This is a genomic window from Microbacterium sp. 11MF, from assembly GCF_000383475.1.
Lineage (GTDB): Bacteria > Actinomycetota > Actinomycetes > Actinomycetales > Microbacteriaceae > Microbacterium > Microbacterium aquilitoris.
This window is the reverse complement of the sequence record NZ_KB911459.1, coordinates 899,946-919,172: the sequence shown is the minus strand read 5'-3', so window position 1 is coordinate 919,172 and position 19,227 is coordinate 899,946. Positions and strand designations below refer to the sequence as shown.

Below are 19,227 nucleotides of genomic sequence, written 5' to 3'. Positions count from 1 at the left end.
TCCGGGCAACCGTGACTCCCCGTAGGCTCGAATGATGATCGAGGTGCTCACCGGATTCGCCGTCATCGGCGTCGCGATCATGGTCGGGTGGATCATCGGACGCATCGACCTCCTGGGTCCCACCGGCGGCCAGGTCCTCGGTCGGATCACGTTCTTCGTGCTGAGTCCGTTCCTCCTCTTCGTCGTGCTGGCGCGCGCCGACGTCGCGACGCTGTTCTCCGCGCTCCTGCCCGTCTCGGCGCTCGCAGCCGTCTCGGTGTTCGCCATCTTCGCCGCCGTCTCGCGATTCGTCTGGCGACGACCGGCCGGCGAGATCCTCATCGGCCTCCTCTCGGCCGGTCAGGTCAACTCGAACAACATCGGCATCCCGCTGTCGCTCTACGTGCTCGGAAGCGCGGCGTACCCCGCACCGGTGATCCTCTTCCAGCTGCTCGTGCTCACACCCGTCGTGATGGCGATCTTCGAAGCCCTGACGACGGACGGACGACGGCGGCCGTGGCCGATCCTGCGCCGGACGATCTCGAACCCCATCGTGGTGGGATCGCTTCTCGGCACGATCGTCTCGGCCACCGGCATCCCGCTTCCGCAGATCGTGATCGCGCCAATGGAGCTGATCGCGGGCGCCGCCGTCCCCGTCCTGCTGATCAGCTACGGCATCTCACTCCATGGCCAGCGGGTGCTGGGGACGCCGGGACGACGCCGCGACATCCTCCTCGCCGCCGGCCTGAAGCTGCTCGTCATGCCCGTCGTGGCGTGGGTTCTCGCGCAATTCGTCTTCGGCCTCTCCCCCGCCGAGGTCCTCGTCGTGACCGTGCTCGCCGCGCTCCCGACCGCGCAGAACGTCTTCAACTACGCGCAGCGATACGCGATCGGGCAGACGATCGCCCGGGACACCGTCTTCGTGACGACGATCGGATGCGTCCCCGTACTGTTCGTCGTGGTCCTGCTCCTGCGACCGGGCGGCTGAACCCGCCGGGGCGCCGTCAGTCGCCGAACGAGCTCGTGTCGCCGATGAGGCGGGTGTTGTCGGCGGGGATCGGCTCCACCGCGGCGCGGGCGACCTCGGCCGCGAACTCCGACACGTTGTAGAGCTTGCCGGCGCTCTCGCGACGCTCGGCGATCGCACCGGGGTTGGCGCGCTCCAGCAGCGTCGCGGTGATGGTGCCCTCGATCATGTCGCCCGAGACCACGACGAACTCGACGCCCTTCTCGGTGAGAGCCGGGATCCGCTCGCGCAGGGCGTCCTCTCCGGCACGCTTGGAGCGGGCGACGGGCTCGTACTCGGGCATCGTCGGCGTCGTGTGGATGAAGTGGGCCTGGTGGCTCGTGACGAAAACGACGCGGCCACCGGCCGGGATCAGCGGGAGCGCGGCCTCGAGCGCACCCACCTGGGCGTCGCGGTTCAGGGTCAGGGCGTAGTCCTCGGCCATGCCGCCCTCCATGCCGCCGGACGCGTTCAGCACGAGGATGTCGAGCGAGCCGAAACGCTCCTCGATCGCCGAGACCATCTCCGACACGGATGCCGCATCTGTCAGGTCCGCGCCGACGGTGAGCACCTCGACGCCGAGCTCCCGCAGCTCGGTCGCAAGTTTTTCGGCTCGAGGGGCCTTGTTGCGGAAGTTGATGACCACGTTCGCGCCCGCCTGGGCCAGGTACCGCGCCGTGTCGGCACCGATGCCTCGCGACGACCCGGTCACCAGGGCGGTCTTACCGGTCAGGGATGCGGCGGGGACGGGCTGCGACATGGGGCTCTCCTGCGAGGTGCTCGGCGGGTGCGCGAGGCGGATGGGGCTCGATGAGCCTATCAATCTGGCGCGTCCGACCCGCGCGAGGGAGCCCGTTGGTAGTGTGCGAGGACACGCCCACCGAAGGAGCCGACGATGTTCCCGGACCTCATCCAGTACCTGTGGATCGGTTGGCTGGTGCTCGCGGTCCTCTTCGTCATCATCGAGCTGCTTACCCTCGAATTCACCTTCCTCATGCTCGCTGCCGGCACGCTGGTCGGCGGGCTGGGAGTGAACCTCGTCGGTGGCGTCTGGTGGCTTCAGATCCTCGCGGCCGCGGCCGTCTCGGCGCTGTTGCTGTTCACGATTCGTCCGCTCCTGTTGCGGGCGTTGCACCGCTCGAGTCAGCACATCCCGACCAACGTGGACGCTCTTACCGGGATGTCCGCGCGGGTCGTCTCGGCCTTCGTCGACGGCGACGGCTCGGTCAAGCTCGACAACGGTGAGACGTGGACGGCGCGATTGACGGATGCCGCGGCATCCGTCTCCCCCGGTCAGCGCGTCACCGTCACCGCCGTCCGCGGCGCCACCGTCGTGGTGGCACCCGAAGAAGGGAACCCCGCATGAGAATCCCCCTCACCGTCAACGCCGGTGACTTCGTCGGTCAGATCTTCGTCGTCGTGTTGCTGGTCGTCGTCGCGATCTTCGTCGTCGTCGTCCTCTTCCGCTCGATCCGGATCATCCCGCAGGCCTACGCCGGGGTGGTCGAGCGACTCGGGCGCTACCAGCGCACCCTGTCCCCCGGACTGAACCTCCTCATCCCGTTCATCGACCGCCTCCTGCCGCTGGTCGACATGCGCGAGCAGGTCGTCTCGTTCCCGCCTCAGCCGGTCATCACCGAGGACAACCTCGTGGTCTCCATCGACACGGTCGTCTACTTCCAGGTCACCGACGCGCGGGCAGCGACGTACGAGATCAACAACTACCTCGGCGCCGTCGAGCAACTGACGACGACCACGCTCCGCAACGTCGTCGGTGGTCTCAACCTCGAAGAGGCACTGACCAGCCGGGACAACATCAACACTCAGCTGCGCGTCGTCCTCGACGAGGCGACGGGCAAGTGGGGCATCCGCGTCTCGCGCGTCGAACTGAAGGCGATCGACCCGCCGGTGTCTATTCAGGATTCGATGGAGAAGCAGATGCGCGCAGAGCGCGACCGCCGCGCCGCGATCCTCACCGCGGAAGGTTCCAAGCAGTCGCAGATCCTCGAGGCCGAGGGGCGACGTCAGGCCGAGATCCTGCGCGCCGAGGGCGACAAGCAAGCCGCGGTCCTCCGCGCCGAGGGCGAGGCCGAGGCGATCCAGTTCGTCTTCGAGGCCATCCACAAGGGTGATCCCGACGAGAAGCTCCTCGCCTACCAGTACCTGCAGATGCTGCCGAAGATCAGCGAGAGCTCCTCGAACAAGCTCTGGATCATCCCGAGCGAGTTCACGAACGCCCTCAATTCGTTCAGCACGGCCTTCGGCGGCTCCGACGCGCACGCCTCGAAGCCGAGGCCCGCAGACGGGACGACTCCGACGTCATGACCCACCCGTGGTTCCTCGGTGAGGCGACCCCCCGCATCCTCGCCCACCGCGGTTTCGTGCCGTCCGATTCCGAGAACGTCGCCGAGAACTCCGTCGCCGCCCTCGCGGCGGGCCGGGCGACGGGGACGCTCTATCTCGAGTCGGACTGCCACCTGACCGCGGACGGCGACGTCGTCCTCTTCCACGACGATGACCTTCGCCGCGTCACCGGCGATCCCCGCCGCGTCGCTGACATACGGACCCGAGAGCTCACAGACATCATGTCGACGCGAGGCGGTCTCGCGGTGCTCCCCGACGTCCTTCAGGCGTTCCCCGATGCCCGATTCAACCTCGATGTGAAGGCGGATGCCGTCGCCCACCAGGTCGGCACGCTCGTCGCACGCGAAGCCCACCGCGTCCTCCTCACGAGCTTCTCGGATCGCCGGCGTGAGGTCGCCCTCGCGGCCGCCCGGTCGCAGGGCGGCGAGCCGGCGACCTCGGCGGGCGCACGGACGCTCGCCGGCGTGCTCGCCGCGCTGGCGGCGCGCCTCCCCCGCCTCGCCGCGCGACGACTCGACGGGGTGGACGCCCTGCAGATCCCCGAACGCCACCGCGGCATCCCGATCCTGTCGCGCCGGCTGCTCGATCTTGCTCATGCGAGGGGCATCGAAGTCCACGTCTGGACGGTGAACGACCCCGACGCCATGACACGACTGATCGGTGTCGGGGTGGACGGCATCGTCACGGACCGAGCCGATCTCGGCGCGGCCGCACGGGCGAAATCGCTATAACCTCCGGGCCTGGAAGTCGGCTGTGAATACCACATCGATTGAGGTCTTCTCGGATGATCCGCACAGGTGGGTTCGTTATACCTGAGGACGACGAGAGGACCACACAATGGCAGATCGCAGCCTTCGCGGCATGCGTCTCGGCGCTTCGAGCCTACAGAGCGAAGAAGGCGTCGTATTCGTAGAGCGCACCAACCACACCTACGTCTGCACGCAGTGCGAGCGGGAGACCGTTCTCACCTTCGCTGCAGACGCTGAGGTCCCTGAGGCCTGGGAATGCCGGACCTGCGGAGCCGAAGCACTCCGCCGCATCGGCGACACCGTCGCCGTGGTGGACCACTCCGGTGACAAGGCCGCTCGCACCCACTGGGACATGCTCATGGAGCGTCGTACCATCCCCGAGCTCGAAGAGCTGCTCGAGGAGCGACTGGCTCTCCTGCGATCCCGACGCGGCGAGAACTCCGGCAAACTGAGCGCCTGACCCTCACACTTCAGCGGCGTCGTCCTTCGCGGACGGCGCCGCTTTCGTGCGCCTGCGGACGAGGACGCCGAGCAGCAGCAGCACGGGGAGGGCCGACCAGCCGAGGACCCACTGCACCGCCGGGCCGATGACGACGGCGGGTGTGAGGCCGGTGCGCAACGGGACGTCCACCAGGAGGGCCCCGGAGGTGTCTGCGGCCAGGCCGTCGATGACGGAGCCGTCCGGACCGATGACCTGACTGGTCCCCACTGTCGAGATGTTGACGACGGCGCGGCCCGTCTCGATCGCCCGCATGCGCGCGAATCCGAGCTGCTGCACGTTCTCGTCGGTCCCGCGGAAATCGGCGTTGTTCGTCTGGAACATGTACACCTCGGCGCCGTCCCTGGCACCCTGCCAGATCACGTCGTCGTAGATGACGTCGAAGCAGATCGCCAAACCGACGCCCACGCCGTTCACATCGAAGAACGGGGGGTTCGTACCCGGAGTGTACTCGCGAGTGATCAGGCCGACGAGATCAGGTGCCAAGGCTTCGAAGAACCAGCGATCGGGCACGTACTCCCCCATCGGCACGGGATGGGTCTTGTCGTGGATCGCCAGCGGGTTCTCCTGGCCTGCCTGCCACAGCATCGAGGTGTTGTAGACGAGCGAGTCGCGCTCGGTGGCGGCATTCACGAGTAGGGGCGCCTCCACCTCCCGGGACAGGTCGTCCAACGCTCCTGCGATGGAGCTGTTGTTCAGCGGGTCGGCGTCGACACCGCCCTCGGGCCACAGCAGGACGTCGAGTTTCTTCCCGATGAGGGGCTGGGTCGCCGCGAGCTGGGCCCGGAACACGTCGTAGGGCTCGCGCCTGTCGAAGAAGCCCGAGGGCCCGTTGCCCTGCACCGCGCCGACGCGCATGGTTCCGGCATCCGTCGTCGGGAACTGCGGGATGAGGACCAGGACGGCGGCAGCGACGGCGGCGGGTGCGAGCAGGCGTACGCGACGCCACACGCGCAGGCGTACGGCTTCGATGGCAGCGGCGACGACGAACACCATCACGAAGGTGAGACCACTCACACCGAGCCACGACGCGAGCTCCGCGAGCGGACTGTCGGCCTGGCTCATTCCGAGTCGTGCCCAGGGGAAGCCGGTGTAGGGCCACGAGCCCATGAACTGCTCGCGCGCCGTCCACGCTGCGGCGACCAGCGCCGGAAGGAGGGTCACGCGTGCCCAGGACCCGGGAACCAAACGCGGTAGCCATCGGTAGGACAGCGTGATGACGATCGCTCCGACCGCGCTGAGGATCGTCTCCACCCCCGCGAGAGCGAACCACGGGACAGCGCCGAGGTAGCGGGTGATCCACGCGATGTGGAGCAGGTAGAAGGATGCCGCGAACACGGCGCCCACGGCGACGGAACCCCACGCGGAGCGGCCGATCAGGGTCACGAGCGTGAGCGCGGCGCCGACGAACGCGAGCGGCCAGATGCCGATGTCGGGGAAGGCGAGGTCCAGCACCGCTCCCCCGGCGATCGCGACGGGCAACGCGAGCCACAGGGGCAGCAGGGGGCGTTCGGGCACGGACGGAAGCCTAGATGAGTCGGGCTATGGCGAGGCTGGAGACGGTCCCGGTCGCCAGACGGTCCCGGTCACGAGACAGCACCGTGCCGCTCGGCGTGACCGAGGTAGATCTCCGCGTTGCGGAGGATCCCGGAGCGCTCCTCGTCGGTCAGCTCACGTCGAACGCGCGCGGGCACACCCGCCACGAGCGACCCGCTCGGGATGACCGTCCCCTCGAGGACCACGGCGCCGGCGGCGATGAGGCATCCGGGTCCGATGTCGGCACCGGACAGGACGACCGCCCCCATGCCGACGAGCGTTCCGTCGCCGATGCGGCAGCCGTGGACGACGGCGTTGTGGCCGATCGAGACGTCCTCTCCGACGTCCACCCCGTGCGCGGCGTCGACGTGGATCGCGACGCCGTCCTGCACATTGCTCCGCGCCCCGATCGCGATCGGCGCGCTGTCGCCCCGGAGGACGGCGTTGTACCAGATGCTCGCGCGCTCCCCGAGGGAGACGGCGCCGACGAGGCGGGCGCCCGCGGCGACGAAGGCCGAGTCGGGGACGGACGGGACGCCGCCCGCCACAGAGATCACAGTGGCGTCAGGTGACACGGTCATGGTTCTGCTCCTCAGCCGTCGATGTGGGTGAGGCGGCCGGCGAGGATCGTCGCTGCCGCGCGCGTCGTCCGCAGCTCGGGGTCCGTCGCGGTCAGCGGGTCTCTGTCGACGACGACGAGGTCGGCGGTGCCCCCGGGCTCGAGGGCGCTCCCCGTCAGCGAACCTCCGGCGGTGGATGCCGCGAGCGCGATCGCTGCAGACAGTCCCTGATCCGGTCGCCACGGCTCACGTCCCCCGCGCGTGCGGTGGACCGCCGCAGCCATCGCGGCCCAGGGGTCGAGCGGCGAGACCGGGGCATCCGAACCGAACAGGAGGTTGGCACCGGAGTCGGCGAGCGAGCGGAGCGGGTAGGGCAGGGCGGTCTGCGCGGACCAGACGGAATCGGTCAGGTCGCGGTCGTCGATCGCGTGCTCCGGCTGCACGCTCGCTCCCACGCCCAGCCGGGCGAACCGGGGGATGTCGGCATGGGCGACGAGCTGCGCGTGCTCGATCGTGCCCGTCGCGCCCGTGGCTGCGAACGCGTCGAGCGCGTGGGAGTTGGCGACGTCGCCGATCGCGTGGATCGCGCAGGACAGCCCCGCACCGGTCGCCCGCACCATCAGGGCACGGAGATCGTCCGGTGCCACCGTCATGACGCCCGTGTTGTGCGGATCGTCGGGGTAGGGATGCGAGCACGCCGCAGTGCGGGTCCCCAGTGATCCGTCGGTGATCACCTTCAGCGATCCCACACGGATGAGGCCGCGGGGATCGAGCGCATCGCCGGTCGCGAGTCCCTCGGCGACGGCCCGTTCGAGGAACTCCGGGTACACGCCGAAGGCGACGCGCACGGCATCGAAGCCGGCCGCGACCCGGCGAGCCCAGGCATCCGCGTTCCACGCCATGTCGAGGTCGACGATGCCGGTGACACCGCGGGATGCCGCGCGGTCGAGCGCCCCGACCACGTACCGGTCCACCACTGCCGGCTCGAGGTCGTTGAGGCGCCGGGAAATCTCGAACGCGGGCTCCTCGCGCAGGATCCCGTCGGCAGTGGGAGCGATCGACGCCCGGCGGAACGCGGCGCTGTTCAGCCACACGCTGTGGACGTCGGCGTTGATGAGGTAGGTCGGAACCTCCCCCGTCGCCGCGTCGAGCAGATCGAGCGTGGGGGCGTCCGCCCAGAACGCGTCGCGGAAGCCGGTGCCGATGCGACGCCCGTCGTCGAGGATGGGGGCGCGTCCCATGACGGATGCCGCCTCCACAGCACTCGCGACGTCGCCGAGCGGCGTCCGCTGTGCGGTGAGGGCCCATTGGACCGTGTGCACGTGGTGATCCCAGAGGCCCGGCAGGAGCCACCCACCGGCGCCGTCGACGACGGTCCCGCGGGCGGGCAAGGCACCCGCGGGCGCGATGTCGGCGATGACGCCGCCTCGCACGTGAACGTCGACGGGGTCGTCACCGAACGGGTCGACGCGGTCGGCCCCCGTCAGACGGACCCCTGCGATGACGCCGACCTCATCGCCCCGTTCGGCACTCATCCTTGCCCCTCACGCGCCCGGCGCATGGCGTCGCGCGAACGGCGCATCTCGTCGGCGAGGCGGGGATCCGCGTAGGGGCTCGCCCCGGCATCCAGTCGGTCGATGATCGTGTCGACCACCTCGTCCGGCCGATTCTGGCTGAGCTTGCGCTTCGCCGTGACGTGAGTGGGCGTGAGCCGGAAGCCGACGGTGCCCTTCTCGAGCCGGCGGACGAACTCCTCGTCGTTGGGCGCCTGCCACATCGGTCGCGGTTCGGGCAGCCCCGATTCGAAGCGGTCGACCAGGCGCTCGAGCACCTCGAGGTTCTCCTCCGGAGTCAGGATCTCTGGAACGCCGCGGAGGTGGGCCGAGACGAAGTTCCACGTCGGCACCGCCGGGCCGTCGCCGTACCAGCCGGGCGAGATGTACCCGTGCGGGCCTTGGACGATCACGAGGAGCTCGGACTGCCCCAGTCCGTGGATGAGGTCGTCGGGCCGCCCGACATGGCCGACGATCGTCAGATCGTCCCGCGTCGGGTCGAGGAGGACGGCGTAGTGCGAGGCGACGAGGCCCGCCTCGGTGTCGCTGACGATCGTGACCCACGGATGAGCGTCGATGAGGCGGCGCATCTCGGTCACGTCGGTCATGGCGAAGCTCGGATTCTGCCTCATCGCCGCTGCCCCTCCCCCGCAGTCACGCCTGGCACCGCGGGCACCAGTACAGCTTGCGGGCCGCCATCTCCTCGAGGACGATCTCCGTCCCGCACACCCGGCACGGCAGACCGGCCCGGTGGTAGACCCAGTGGCGGTCGTCGCGATGCGCCATGGCGCGTCGGTACGCCTCGGGGTCGAGGTCGTCCATCGTCATCATCTGACCGGTCTCGACACCGATGGCCAGGAGGCGCACCCAGTCCTGCCAGAGCAGTCGGAGGGTCTCCTCCGGGACGTCGCGGCCGGGGGTGTGGGGGTTCAGGTTCGCGCGGAAGAGCATCTCGGCGCGGTAGACGTTGCCGATCCCGCTGACGACCTTCTGGTCCATCAGCAGCTGCCCGATGGGGGTGGGCTTGCGGCGCGCGGCGGCGACGAAACGCTCCTCGCCCTCGGCGACGTCGTCGACGAGCGGGTCGGGCCCGAGAGCTGCGACGGTGGCGAGCATCTCGTCGACCGTCTGCACCTGACAGGCGGTGGGGCCGCGCAGGTCCGCGCACGTCGAGTCGGTCAGCAGGCGCAGACGCACCTGGCCGACGACGGGCGGCGGCCACTCGGCATCCGTCTGGCCGTCGAGACCTCGGGTCTGCTCGCTCATACGGACGGCGCCGCGGGCCCGCCGCGGCGCGCCGATGGACGCGAGCGAGTTCTCGCCGGCGGCGTCGTAAACGGGGTCGACGCCGCGCTGGTTCGTCTGCCCCATGCGTCCGTTCGCCGAGGCGATCGTCGGATCGAGCAGGATCTCGCCGGCGAAATCCCACGCGCCGTAGATGCCCAGGTGCACGCGCAGCCACACGTCCTCGTCGAAGGCCAGGAACATCTGCTTGCCGACCGCGCGCGCCTCGGTCGGCGTGCGTCCATCGAGGACGGCAGCCCCTTCGGAGAAACGCCCCTGAGGGCTCGAGGCGGACACGGGCCGCCCCACGAAGTTGCGGTCGAACTGGCGGGCGATGCGGTGGACGGAATGCCCCTCGGGCATCAGCCGGCTTCCGGGTCGAACGTCTCCGAGGCGTCGAGCACGTCGGGCGTCACGGCGCGAGGGTCGGCCTCGAGCGTGCCGTCGGTCTCGTACGCGGCGAGCTGGGCGATGCGCCTCGCGTGGCGCTCCTCGCCCGAGAACGGTGTGGCGATGAATCGATCGATGAACCCGACGGCCTCGTCGAACGTGTGCTGGCGGGCGCCGATCGCGATGACGTTCGCATCGTTGTGCTCGCGGGCCAGCTCGGCCGTCGCGATGCTCCAGACGAGGGCCGCACGGATGCCGCGCACCTTGTTCGCCGCGATCTGCTCGCCGTTGCCGGAGCCGCCGAAGACGACGCCGAGCGTCTCGACGCCGCGCGCCTGATCCTCGGCCACGGCCTGCGCCGCACGGATGCAGAAAGAGGGGTAGTCGTCGAGGGGGTCGTACTCGATCGGCCCGTGGTCGACGACGTCGTGACCGCCCTCGGCCAGGTGGTGCTGCAGGCGGGTCGAGAACTCCATGCCCGCGTGATCGGTCGCGATGTGGATGCGCATGTGACGATTCTAGGGACGCCGGTACCACGTTCCGGCGAGACGGCGGCGTAGGCTGTGACGGTTGCCGTCGGCGCCAGCAGCGCCCGTCCGCGGCACCCCACCCTCACCCCTGGGAGACACGAACGTGCCTGGAGAGAACCTCACCCGCATCGAAGCGCAGGAGCGCCGCGCGACCGTCGAGACGCATTCGTACGACGTCACGCTCGATCTGACCACCGGTGACGAGGTCTTCGAGTCTCGGAGCGTCATCCGCTTCGCCGCGACCGCCGGCGCCTCGACCTTCGTCGATCTGATCGCCCGCGGCATCCGCGAGATCACCCTCAACGGCCGGACGCTCGACCCCTCCGCCGTCTACGCGGACTCCCGCATCGCCCTCGAAGGGCTCACCGACGAGAACGAGCTCGTCGTCGTCGCCGACTGCGAGTACACCAACACGGGCGAGGGCCTCCACCGCTTCGTCGACCCCGTCGACGGCGAGGTCTACCTCTATTCGCAGTTCGAGGTGCCGGATTCCCGGCGCGTCTTCGCCGTCTTCGAGCAGCCCGACCTGAAGGCGACATTCCGCTTCACCGTCACCGCTCCGGACGCGTGGAAGGTCGTCTCCAACTCCCCGACCCCCGAGCCGCAGCCCGCCGGCGACGGCGTCGCGACCTGGTCGTTCGACCCGACCCCGCGCATCTCCTCCTACATCACGGCGCTCGTCGCCGGTCCTTACGAGCAGGTGTTCTCCGAGCTCACGAGTTCGGATGGTCGCACCATCCCGCTCGGCGTTTACGCGCGCAAGAGCCTGTGGCAGTACCTCGACGCCGACTACGTTTTCGAGAAGACGCGGCAGGGCTTCGCCTACTTCGAGGACAAGTTCGGCGTCCCCTACCCGTTCGCGAAGTACGACCAGCTGTTCGTTCCCGAGTTCAACGCAGGTGCGATGGAGAACGCCGGCGCGGTGACCTTCACCGAGACCTATGTCTTCCGCTCCAAGGTGACGGATGCCGTCAAGGAACGTCGCGTCGTCACGATCCTCCACGAGCTCGCCCACATGTGGTTCGGCGACCTCGTCACCATGAAGTGGTGGAACGACCTCTGGCTGAACGAGTCGTTCGCCGAGTGGGCCTCCACGATCGCGACCGCCGAGGCGACCGAATGGACCGAGGCGTGGACGACGTTCAACGCCATGGAGAAGACCTGGGCGTACCGCCAGGACCAGCTCCCCTCGACCCACCCGGTCTTCGCCGAGATCAACGACCTCGAGGACGTGCAGGTCAACTTCGACGGCATCACCTATGCCAAGGGCGGCTCCGTCCTCAAGCAGCTCGCCGCATGGGTCGGCATCGAGGCGTTCTTCGCCGGGGTGTCGGCCTACTTCCAGAAGAACGCCTGGGGCAACACGGAGCTCAGCGACCTGCTCGTCGAGCTCGAGGCCACCAGCGGCCGCGAGCTGACGACCTGGTCGAAGAAGTGGCTCGAGACCGCGGGCGTGAACACGCTCGCCCCCGAGATCCGCGTCGACGGCGACGGCACCATCACGCGGTTCGCCATCGTGCAGACGGCGCCCGCCGACTACCCGACGATCCGCCCGCACCGCCTCGGGGTCGGCTTCTACTCGCTCCAGGCAGACACGCTCGTCCGGACCCACCACGTCGAACTCGACGTCGATGGCGACCTCACCGAGGCGCCCGAGCTCGTCGGCCTCACTCAGCCCGACCTCGTCCTCCTCAACGATGACGACCTGGCGTACGCGAAGATCCGCCTCGACGAGCGGTCGCTCAAGACGGCGACGGCCCACCTGAGCAAGATCAGCGACCCGCTCGCCCGCTCACTCGTCTGGGGTGCCGCGTGGGATCAGACGCGCGACGCCGAAGCCTCGGCATCCGAGTACATCGATCTCGTGCTCCAGAACATCGGGACCGAGACCGAGTCAACGACCGTCCGCACGACGCTCGGGCAGCTCCAGCTGGCCGCGAACTCGTACGTGTCGCCGGAGAAGCGGGATGCCGCGCGCCAGCGTGTCGCCGACGGCCTGTGGGATCTCGCCCGCGATGCGGAGGCGGGAAGCGACAGCCAGCTGCAGTTCGTGACGGCCTATGCCTCGGCGGCCGCGACCGCCGCGGACTGGGAGCGGGTCGGACAGCTGCGCTCGGGTGAACTCACCCTCCCCGGACTCGACATCGATGCGGACCTCTCGTGGGCCCTCCTCGTCTCGCTCGCCGCCGGTGGCGTCGTCTCGGCTGCCGACATCGACGACGCGCTGGCGTCCGACAACACCGCCAAGGGCGGCGAGTTCGCCGCACAGGCGCGCGCCGCGCTGCCCACGGTCGACGCGAAGCGTGCGGCCTGGGCGTCGCTCATCGACAACGCCGATCTTCCGAACACGGTCGTCCGTTCGGCGGCGGCCGGCTTCGTCCACCCCGCCGGGATCGAGGCTCTCGGCGACTTCGTCGGCGCGTACTTCGACATGCTGCTGCCCGTCTGGGAGTCGCGCACGTACCAGATCGCGCAGTACCTCATCGTGGGCCTGTTCCCGGCGCCGCTGGCGAACACCGCGCTGCGCGACGCGACGCGTGGATGGCTCGCAGACCACCGCGACGCACCCGCGGCCCTGCGTCGTCTCGTGAACGAGAACCTCGCGGGCGTCGAGCGCGCCCTCTCGGTGCAGGAGCGCGACGCGCAGGACTGAGCACGGCCGCGGCGGGGCATGTCGTACCACAGGGGGACATGCCCCGCCGCGATCTCCCGCTCACGGGGGACGCGGGGTGGGCCAGCCGCTCCGTAGCGTGGGCTGCATGATCGTTGCAGAAGGCCTCACGAAGAGGTACGGAGACAAAACAGCCGTCGATGGCGTGAACTTCACGGTCCAATCCGGCAAGGTGACGGGGTTCCTGGGGCCGAACGGCGCCGGCAAGTCCACCACCATGCGGATGATCGTGGGACTCGACAAGCCGACCGCCGGACGCGTCACGCTGGACGGACGCGACTACCGATCGCTGCGTTCGCCTCTGACCGAGGTGGGGATCCTCCTCGACGCGAAGGCGGTGCACACCGGGCGGAGCGCGCGCAACCACCTGCTGGCCATGGCGGCGACCCACGGCATCCCCCGTTCACGCGTGGACGAGGTGATCGAGATCACCGGCCTGCAGAGCGTCGCGAAGCGCCGAGCCGGCAAGTTCTCGCTCGGCATGGGACAGCGGCTCGGGATCGCGGCGGCGCTCCTCGGCGACCCGCAGACGCTCATCCTCGACGAGCCCGTGAACGGTCTCGACCCCGAGGGCGTGCGCTGGGTGCGCCAGTTCGTGCGCGCACAGGCGGCATCCGGCCGCACCGTGCTGCTGTCGAGTCACCTCATGAGCGAGATGTCCCTCACAGCAGATCACGTCATCGTCCTCGGCCGCGGTCGAGTGCTGGCCGACGCCAGCATCTCGGATCTCGTCGCGGCATGGACACGGAGCGCCGTCAGCGTCCGCTCCCCGCGCGCCGCCGAACTCGCGCAGCTGGTCGCGGGAACCGGGATCACCGTCACGTCGTCGGAACCCGGCCTCCTCGACATCGCCGGCACCACGGCTGCCGCCGTCGGCGAGATCGCGGCGCAGCACGGCATCGCCCTCCACGAGTTGACCCCGCGCAGCGGATCGCTCGAGGACGCCTATCTCGCCCTCACCGAGGGGTCCGTCGAATACCGCACGCAGGGGGCCGCATCATGACCATCACGACCGAGTCCCGCGCCGCGGTTCGTCCCACGGCACCATCGTCCTACCGTCTGGGCTTTTTCCGCCTGGTGCAGAGCGAACTGCTCAAGCTGTTCACCCTGCGTTCCACGTGGTGGTCGCTGATCGTCACGGTCGTCCTGGCGGTCGGCATCTCGCTGCTGATCGCGCTGGTCATGAACAGCCTTGGCGACTCCGCCGGTCAGATGTCGTTGAATCCGACGACCGCCGTCGTGTCGCCGCTGCAGTTCACGATGCTCGTGGCGGGCATCCTCGGGGCGATGGCGATCACGGGCGAATACTCCACCGGGATGATCCGGTCGAGCCTGACGGCTGAGCCGCGACGAGGTGCGGTGCTGCTCGCCAAGGCGCTGGTCGTGACCGTCACCCTGGTGGCCACCACCGTCGTGACCTCGCTCATCTCCGTGCTCGTCGTCACACCGATCTACGGTGAGAACGGTTTCGAATGGGGCGACGCGGAACGGACCTGGATCCCCCTCGGCTGGGCGGTCATCTCGATGGCGACGTTCGCCCTGCTGGGCCTGGGGTGGGGATTTCTCATCCGGAACGGCGCCGGGGCGATCGCGGCGACCGTCGGCATCCTCTTCGTGCTGCCGATCGTCGTGAGCCTGTTCTCGTTCGGCGGTGAGTCGTGGCAATGGCTCATCGACCTCTACAACTACCTGCCGTCGTCCGCCGCGGCGGCCCTGACGACGAACCCCGCGAACGAGACCGTGCGGAACGTCATCGTGCTGCTCGCCTGGCCTGCGGCAGCTCTCGTCGGGGGCTGGGCAGTCCTGCGGACGCGGGACGCGTAGGGTCTTGGCGTGACGAATCGAAGCCGCAGCTCCTCCTCCAGCGAGGGGGAGCTGCGGCTTCCGCGTCCGCCGGGGCTCCTCCGGCGGTACTGGGCACGGCATCCGCTGTTCGCAGACATCCTCGTCGTGGTCGTGTGCCTCCTCGTGTCAACGATTCCGGTGATCGCTACGCCGATCCTGCCCGAGGGCATCGGTACCAACTCGCGGGAGTGGCAGAGCGTGCTGCCCGCGCTGAGCGTCGTCGTCGTCCTGGGGTGCCTGGCTCTCCTCATCCGGCGACGGCATCCCCTCATCGTCCTCGCCGCCTCGTGCGTCGTGTCTCTCGCATACATGTTCGCGCCGGCGCCGATCAACGGTCCGCTCCTGCTCGTCGCCACCTACTCGGTCGCCGTCCACGTCGGTTCTCGCGCGGCTCTCATCGGAGCCGGGACCGTCATGACCGTCCTCACAGGTGCCGGTCTCGTCCTGATCGCGACCGATCTCAGCTCGACGACCGTCGTCTGGGGCTCGCTCGTCAACGAGGGCCTCAACGCGGTGATCGGCGGGCTGATCGGAGCCAACGTCGGTTCCCGCGCCAGGTACGTGAAGGCGCTGATCGACCATTCACAACGCCTCGTCGTCGAGCGCGACCAGCAGGCTCAGCTCGCCGCTTCGACCGAACGCGAGCGCATCGCGCGGGAGCTCCACGACATCGTCGCCCACTCGCTCACCGTCATGGTCGCCCTGGCCGAAGGCGTGGCAGCCTCGAACGATGCCGAGCGCACGCGCCCCGGCGTCGAGGCCATCGCGGCGACGGGCAGAGAGGCGCTGAAAGACATGCGGGCGACCCTCGGCATCCTGCGCGACGCGGATGCGGCTCCGCTCGCGCCGCTCGCCCGGGACACCACGACGGAGACAGTCGCGTCCGCGCGTGCGGCCGGGTTCGACACCCGATTGGTCGTCTCGGGTGATCCGGCAGATCTCGACTCCCGCACTCAGCTCGCCGTCTCCCGGATCGTGCAGGAGAGCGTGACGAACGTCCTCCGCCATGCGTCGGCGGCCACCCGCATCGACGTGGCGATCCAGCACGATCCGGACGGCGTGTCCGTCACCGTCACGGACGACGGCCTGCCGACGTCCGCCTCAGAGCACACCGCCGGCTTCGGCCTGCGCGGTCTGCGAGAGCGCGTCGGGCTCGCGGGAGGCACCATCACGGCAGGTCCGCGCCGTCCCCACGGCTGGTCGGTCGCCGCCCGCATTCCCCGACAGGAGTCCACCTCATGAGTACGTCCCCTTCCGCCGCGGTGCGGGTGCTGATCGTCGACGACCAATCGCTCATCCGCCTCGGGTTCCGCATGGTCCTCGAAGCCGCCGACGGGATCGAGGTGGTCGGCGAGGCCGGGGACGGTGCGGAGGCCATCGAGGCGACGGCACGCCTGCGTCCCGATGTGGTCCTGATGGACGTCCGGATGCCGGGGGTCGACGGAATCGAGGCCACGGCGACGATCGCTCGGGACCACCCCGGCGCCCGCGTGCTCGTGCTCACCACGTTCGATCTGGACGAGTACGCGTTCGGCGCCCTCCGCGCCGGAGCGGGCGGCTTCCTCCTGAAGGATGCCGGGCGCGATGAGCTCGTCGCCGCTGTCCGCGCCGTCGCCGCGGGGGAAGCCACTCTCGCCCCTCGCATCGTCCGGCGGATGATCGAACTCGTCACCGCAGGACAGGGGGCGGATGCCGCTCCCCCGTCGGCGACGGGGTCGGCCGGGCTCGATCTCCTCACATCGCGCGAGCAGGACGTGCTGCAGGCGATGGCGCGGGGCCTCACGAACACCGAGATCGCCGAGGAACTGTTCCTCGGCGAGTCGACGGTCAAGACGCATGTCGGCCGGATTCTCGCGAAGCTCCCGGCCCGCGACCGCGTCCACGCCGTCCTCATCGCCCACGGGCTGGCGAGTCCGTGGGAGCACGCTGCCGAGGGCGTTCAGGTGGACGGTGGAACGCGTCGTTAGGATCGAGACGATGACCACGATCGTTGACGCCGCATCCGCTTCGACACCTCCCGAAGGGTGGGAGGCCATCCGCGACGGATTCCTGGCCTTCCTCGTCTCGGCGGGCTGGAGCCTCCTGTGGGTAGTCGTGACCGTCGTGCTCGCGCTGCTCCTCTCGTGGATCATGCGCAGGCTGATCGGCCGGGTCGTCGATCGCATCGTCACCGGCGCCAAGTCGCGCGCCGCGGCGGAGGACACGCGCGCGATCGACATGTCGCCGCTCGCACAGGTCCGGGTCGTGCAGCGCACCCGCACCCTGGGGTCGATCCTCACCAACATCGTCAACGTCGCGATCGTCATCATCGCCGCGCTGACGATCGTCTACATCCTGAACCCGGGTGTCCTCGCGTCGTTCACCCTGTTGTCGGCGGCGATCGGCGCCGGCCTCGGATTCGGAGCGCAGAACATCGTCAAGGACGTCCTGAACGGCATCTTCATCGTCGCGGAAGACCAGATCGGCATCGGCGACGTCGTCGACGTGGGGCTGGCGACGGGTGTCGTCGAGTACGTGAGCGTCCGCGTCACCCACGTCCGCGACGTGAACGGCACACTGTGGTTCGTCCGCAACGGCGAGATCCTTCGCATCGGCAACATGTCGCAAGGCTGGGCGCGCGTCGTCATCGACGTGGGCGTGCCCGTCGACGCCGACCTCGACGCCGTCGAGGACGCGATGCTCACGGCCGCGAAGGACCTCGTCCGCGAACCGAAGTGGCGCACGCGCATCATCGACAAGCCCGAGGTCTGGGGTCTCGAGTCCATCGGCGGCGAGACCATCGTCACGCGCCTCGTGATGAGGACCCGCCCGAATGCGAAGGACGACGTGTCCCGTGCGCTGCGCGCACGACTGAAGAAGGCGCTCGACGAGCTGGGCGTCCCCCTCCCCCAGCTCGACTCCGTCTTCCTCACCGGAGCGGACGCGGCCCAGAGCGTGCGCGGTGCGAACCCGCCCAAGACGAAGCCCCAGCAGATCACTCCGCCGGCGGCGCCGCAGCGTCTCGCGTGGCGTCCGAAGAAGCGGGGACGGACCGACGGGGACGCCCCCGAGGGGAGTGCGGCGCCGTGAGCGAGCAGATGAGCTTCTACGACGAGGTCGGCGGACACGACGTGTTCCGTCGCCTCGTGGATGCCTTCTACCGCGAAGTGGCCGCCGACGACATCCTGCGGCCGATGTACCCCGAGGAGGACCTCGGACCCGCCGCTGAGCGGCTGCTGCTGTTCCTCGAGCAGTACTGGGGCGGACCGACGACCTACGGCGAGACGCGGGGTCACCCGCGCCTCCGCATGCGTCACATGCCTTTCCACGTCAACCCCGAGGCGCGCGACCGCTGGCTGCGGGCGATGCGGATCGCGGTGGACGAAGCGCAGCTGTCGCCTCTGCACGAGGCGACCCTCTGGGATTATCTTCAGCGCGCCGCCCACGCGATGGTGAACACCTTCGAACCGACCGGCGCCGGCCAGCAAACCGAGCCCCATGGCGGCACGAACCTGCCGTTGCACCCCGGGGCGTGAGCCCCCGCGCGGTCAGCGACCGCCGGTCGAGCGGACCGTGGTCAGTCCGGTCGGGTTGCCGGCCCGGACCAGCACGTGTCCGCGGGACAGGCTGACACGGGTCCACGTCCCGGTCCGTCGGACGGATGCCTCTTCGTTCCCGTCCGCGCCGAGGAACCCGAGGGCGTCCGCCGCGAACGCCACTCCCGCGACGAGACCGTCCAGCTCTGCGTCGGGTGCGCCCCACACGGCGGCTCGGACCGTCCGGACGAGGTCCTCGCCGGGTGCCGCCGGCAGCGCCGTCGCCACGGCATCCACTCCGCGACGGACCGACCGTGCGAGCGCATCGACCGCGACCGGCGAGCCGGGCAGCCAGCCCGCGCGGGGCGGCGAGATGCCCGCCCACGCGGCGGAGACGCCGCTGTCGGGAAGTCCCACACGCGTCGGGTCCTCGCCCGCGCGGAGGGCACCGGCATCCACGACGAGGTCGCACTCCAGTTCGGGGTCGATGGAGAGGAAGCGCATCCCGAGGACCGTCGGGGTGTCGTCGCCGAAGCCGCGCGGTGACAGCGGGGCCGCGGAGACGGCCAGGGTCCCGCCGGCGGCCCGCAGCCGCACCGCCGGGTCGCCCAGCCGAGCGGCCCGCCCGGCGAACGTGAGGAGGTCGGCCGCCGAGCGCGGGTCGGGGAAAACGAGCTGCGGGGACATCCGACCTAAACTACCAACCGGGCGCCCACGGGATGACATCGGGCTCCCCGGAAAGGAAC

20 protein-coding genes are annotated in these 19,227 nt (G+C 69.6%); 12 read left to right on the top strand and 8 right to left on the bottom strand.

All coding sequences use genetic code 11. From position 1 onward, the window contains the following. Window positions 1-34 precede the first annotated feature (34 nt). Window positions 35-967 (top strand): AEC family transporter, encoded by a 933-nt coding sequence (locus H286_RS0104515; RefSeq protein WP_020097258.1) that lies wholly within the window; start codon window positions 35-37, stop codon window positions 965-967. Window positions 968-983: 16 nt separating this feature from the next. Here H286_RS0104515 and H286_RS0104510 read toward each other — a convergent pair whose 3' ends face one another. Beyond that, window positions 984-1,745, bottom strand: a complete 762-nt coding sequence (locus H286_RS0104510) for an SDR family oxidoreductase (protein WP_020097257.1) — start codon at window positions 1,743-1,745, stop codon at window positions 984-986. A 135-nt stretch (window positions 1,746-1,880) separates the two neighbouring features. Between H286_RS0104510 and H286_RS0104505 the strand changes: the two genes are divergently transcribed. The 4 genes from H286_RS0104505 (at window position 1,881) to H286_RS0104490 (ending at window position 4,558) form a co-directional block, all read left to right on the top strand. Next, window positions 1,881-2,351, top strand: coding sequence for an NfeD family protein (locus tag H286_RS0104505; RefSeq protein WP_018187975.1), 471 nt, complete (start codon window positions 1,881-1,883; stop codon window positions 2,349-2,351). Next, complete coding sequence (locus tag H286_RS0104500; protein ID WP_020097256.1) at window positions 2,348-3,310, top strand: SPFH domain-containing protein; 963 nt, start codon at window positions 2,348-2,350, stop codon at window positions 3,308-3,310. Before H286_RS0104505 ends, H286_RS0104500 begins: the two co-directional genes overlap by 4 nt. Beyond that, a complete protein-coding gene (locus H286_RS0104495) occupies window positions 3,307-4,080 on the top strand; it encodes a glycerophosphodiester phosphodiesterase family protein (RefSeq protein WP_020097255.1) in 774 nt (257 codons plus the stop codon). The genes H286_RS0104500 and H286_RS0104495 overlap by 4 nt, the downstream gene beginning before the upstream one ends. Window positions 4,081-4,186: 106 nt before the next feature. Beyond that, the gene (locus H286_RS0104490) at window positions 4,187-4,558 is read left to right on the top strand and encodes an RNA polymerase-binding protein RbpA (protein WP_018187978.1); all 372 of its coding nucleotides are present in this window, start codon (window positions 4,187-4,189) and stop codon (window positions 4,556-4,558) included. 3 nt (window positions 4,559-4,561) lie between these two features. On the opposite strand, the gene lnt is transcribed toward H286_RS0104490, so the two are convergent. The 6 genes from lnt to H286_RS0104460 form a co-directional block, all read right to left on the bottom strand. Further along, a complete protein-coding gene (lnt, locus tag H286_RS0104485) occupies window positions 4,562-6,115 on the bottom strand; it encodes an apolipoprotein N-acyltransferase (RefSeq protein ID WP_020097254.1) in 1,554 nt (517 codons plus the stop codon). A 68-nt stretch (window positions 6,116-6,183) separates the two neighbouring features. After that, window positions 6,184-6,714, bottom strand: coding sequence for a gamma carbonic anhydrase family protein (locus H286_RS0104480; RefSeq protein ID WP_028497394.1), 531 nt, complete (start codon window positions 6,712-6,714; stop codon window positions 6,184-6,186). A gap of 11 nt (window positions 6,715-6,725) precedes the next feature. Next, a complete protein-coding gene (locus H286_RS0104475) occupies window positions 6,726-8,228 on the bottom strand; it encodes an amidohydrolase (RefSeq protein ID WP_020097252.1) in 1,503 nt (500 codons plus the stop codon). Then, window positions 8,225-8,878: an FMN-binding negative transcriptional regulator gene (locus H286_RS0104470; protein WP_028497393.1), complete on the bottom strand. Its 654-nt coding sequence runs from the start codon at window positions 8,876-8,878 to the stop codon at window positions 8,225-8,227. Before H286_RS0104470 ends, H286_RS0104475 begins: the two co-directional genes overlap by 4 nt. A gap of 22 nt (window positions 8,879-8,900) precedes the next feature. Beyond that, complete coding sequence (locus H286_RS0104465) at window positions 8,901-9,893, bottom strand: Fpg/Nei family DNA glycosylase (RefSeq protein WP_020097250.1); 993 nt, start codon at window positions 9,891-9,893, stop codon at window positions 8,901-8,903. Beyond that, window positions 9,893-10,429, bottom strand: coding sequence for a ribose-5-phosphate isomerase (locus H286_RS0104460; protein WP_020097249.1), 537 nt, complete (start codon window positions 10,427-10,429; stop codon window positions 9,893-9,895). The genes H286_RS0104465 and H286_RS0104460 overlap by 1 nt, the downstream gene beginning before the upstream one ends. 124 nt (window positions 10,430-10,553) lie before the next feature. Between H286_RS0104460 and pepN the strand changes: the two genes are divergently transcribed. The 7 genes from pepN (at window position 10,554) to H286_RS0104425 (ending at window position 18,481) form a co-directional block, all read left to right on the top strand. Next, window positions 10,554-13,103: an aminopeptidase N gene (gene pepN, locus H286_RS0104455; protein WP_020097248.1), complete on the top strand. Its 2,550-nt coding sequence runs from the start codon at window positions 10,554-10,556 to the stop codon at window positions 13,101-13,103. 106 nt (window positions 13,104-13,209) lie between these two features. Further along, window positions 13,210-14,124: an ABC transporter ATP-binding protein gene (locus H286_RS0104450; protein ID WP_028497392.1), complete on the top strand. Its 915-nt coding sequence runs from the start codon at window positions 13,210-13,212 to the stop codon at window positions 14,122-14,124. After that, entirely contained in the window at window positions 14,121-14,945 is an 825-nt protein-coding gene (locus H286_RS0104445) for an ABC transporter permease (RefSeq protein ID WP_018187987.1), read from the top strand. Before H286_RS0104450 ends, H286_RS0104445 begins: the two co-directional genes overlap by 4 nt. 9 nt (window positions 14,946-14,954) lie before the next feature. Next, window positions 14,955-16,208: a sensor histidine kinase gene (locus tag H286_RS0104440; RefSeq protein ID WP_231370886.1), complete on the top strand. Its 1,254-nt coding sequence runs from the start codon at window positions 14,955-14,957 to the stop codon at window positions 16,206-16,208. Then, window positions 16,205-16,933, top strand: a complete 729-nt coding sequence (locus H286_RS0104435; protein WP_051082847.1) for a response regulator transcription factor — start codon at window positions 16,205-16,207, stop codon at window positions 16,931-16,933. The genes H286_RS0104440 and H286_RS0104435 overlap by 4 nt, the downstream gene beginning before the upstream one ends. Before the next feature lie 10 nt (window positions 16,934-16,943). After that, on the top strand, window positions 16,944-18,035 hold the full coding sequence (locus H286_RS0104430; RefSeq protein ID WP_020097245.1) for a mechanosensitive ion channel family protein: 1,092 nt from the start codon (window positions 16,944-16,946) through the stop codon (window positions 18,033-18,035). Between the two features lie 8 nt (window positions 18,036-18,043). Further along, the gene (locus tag H286_RS0104425; RefSeq protein ID WP_036324113.1) at window positions 18,044-18,481 is read left to right on the top strand and encodes a globin; all 438 of its coding nucleotides are present in this window, start codon (window positions 18,044-18,046) and stop codon (window positions 18,479-18,481) included. A gap of 12 nt (window positions 18,482-18,493) precedes the next feature. On the opposite strand, the gene H286_RS0104420 is transcribed toward H286_RS0104425, so the two are convergent. After that, window positions 18,494-19,168 (bottom strand): hypothetical protein, encoded by a 675-nt coding sequence (locus H286_RS0104420; protein ID WP_018187992.1) that lies wholly within the window; start codon window positions 19,166-19,168, stop codon window positions 18,494-18,496. Between the last annotated feature and the right edge of the window lie 59 nt (window positions 19,169-19,227).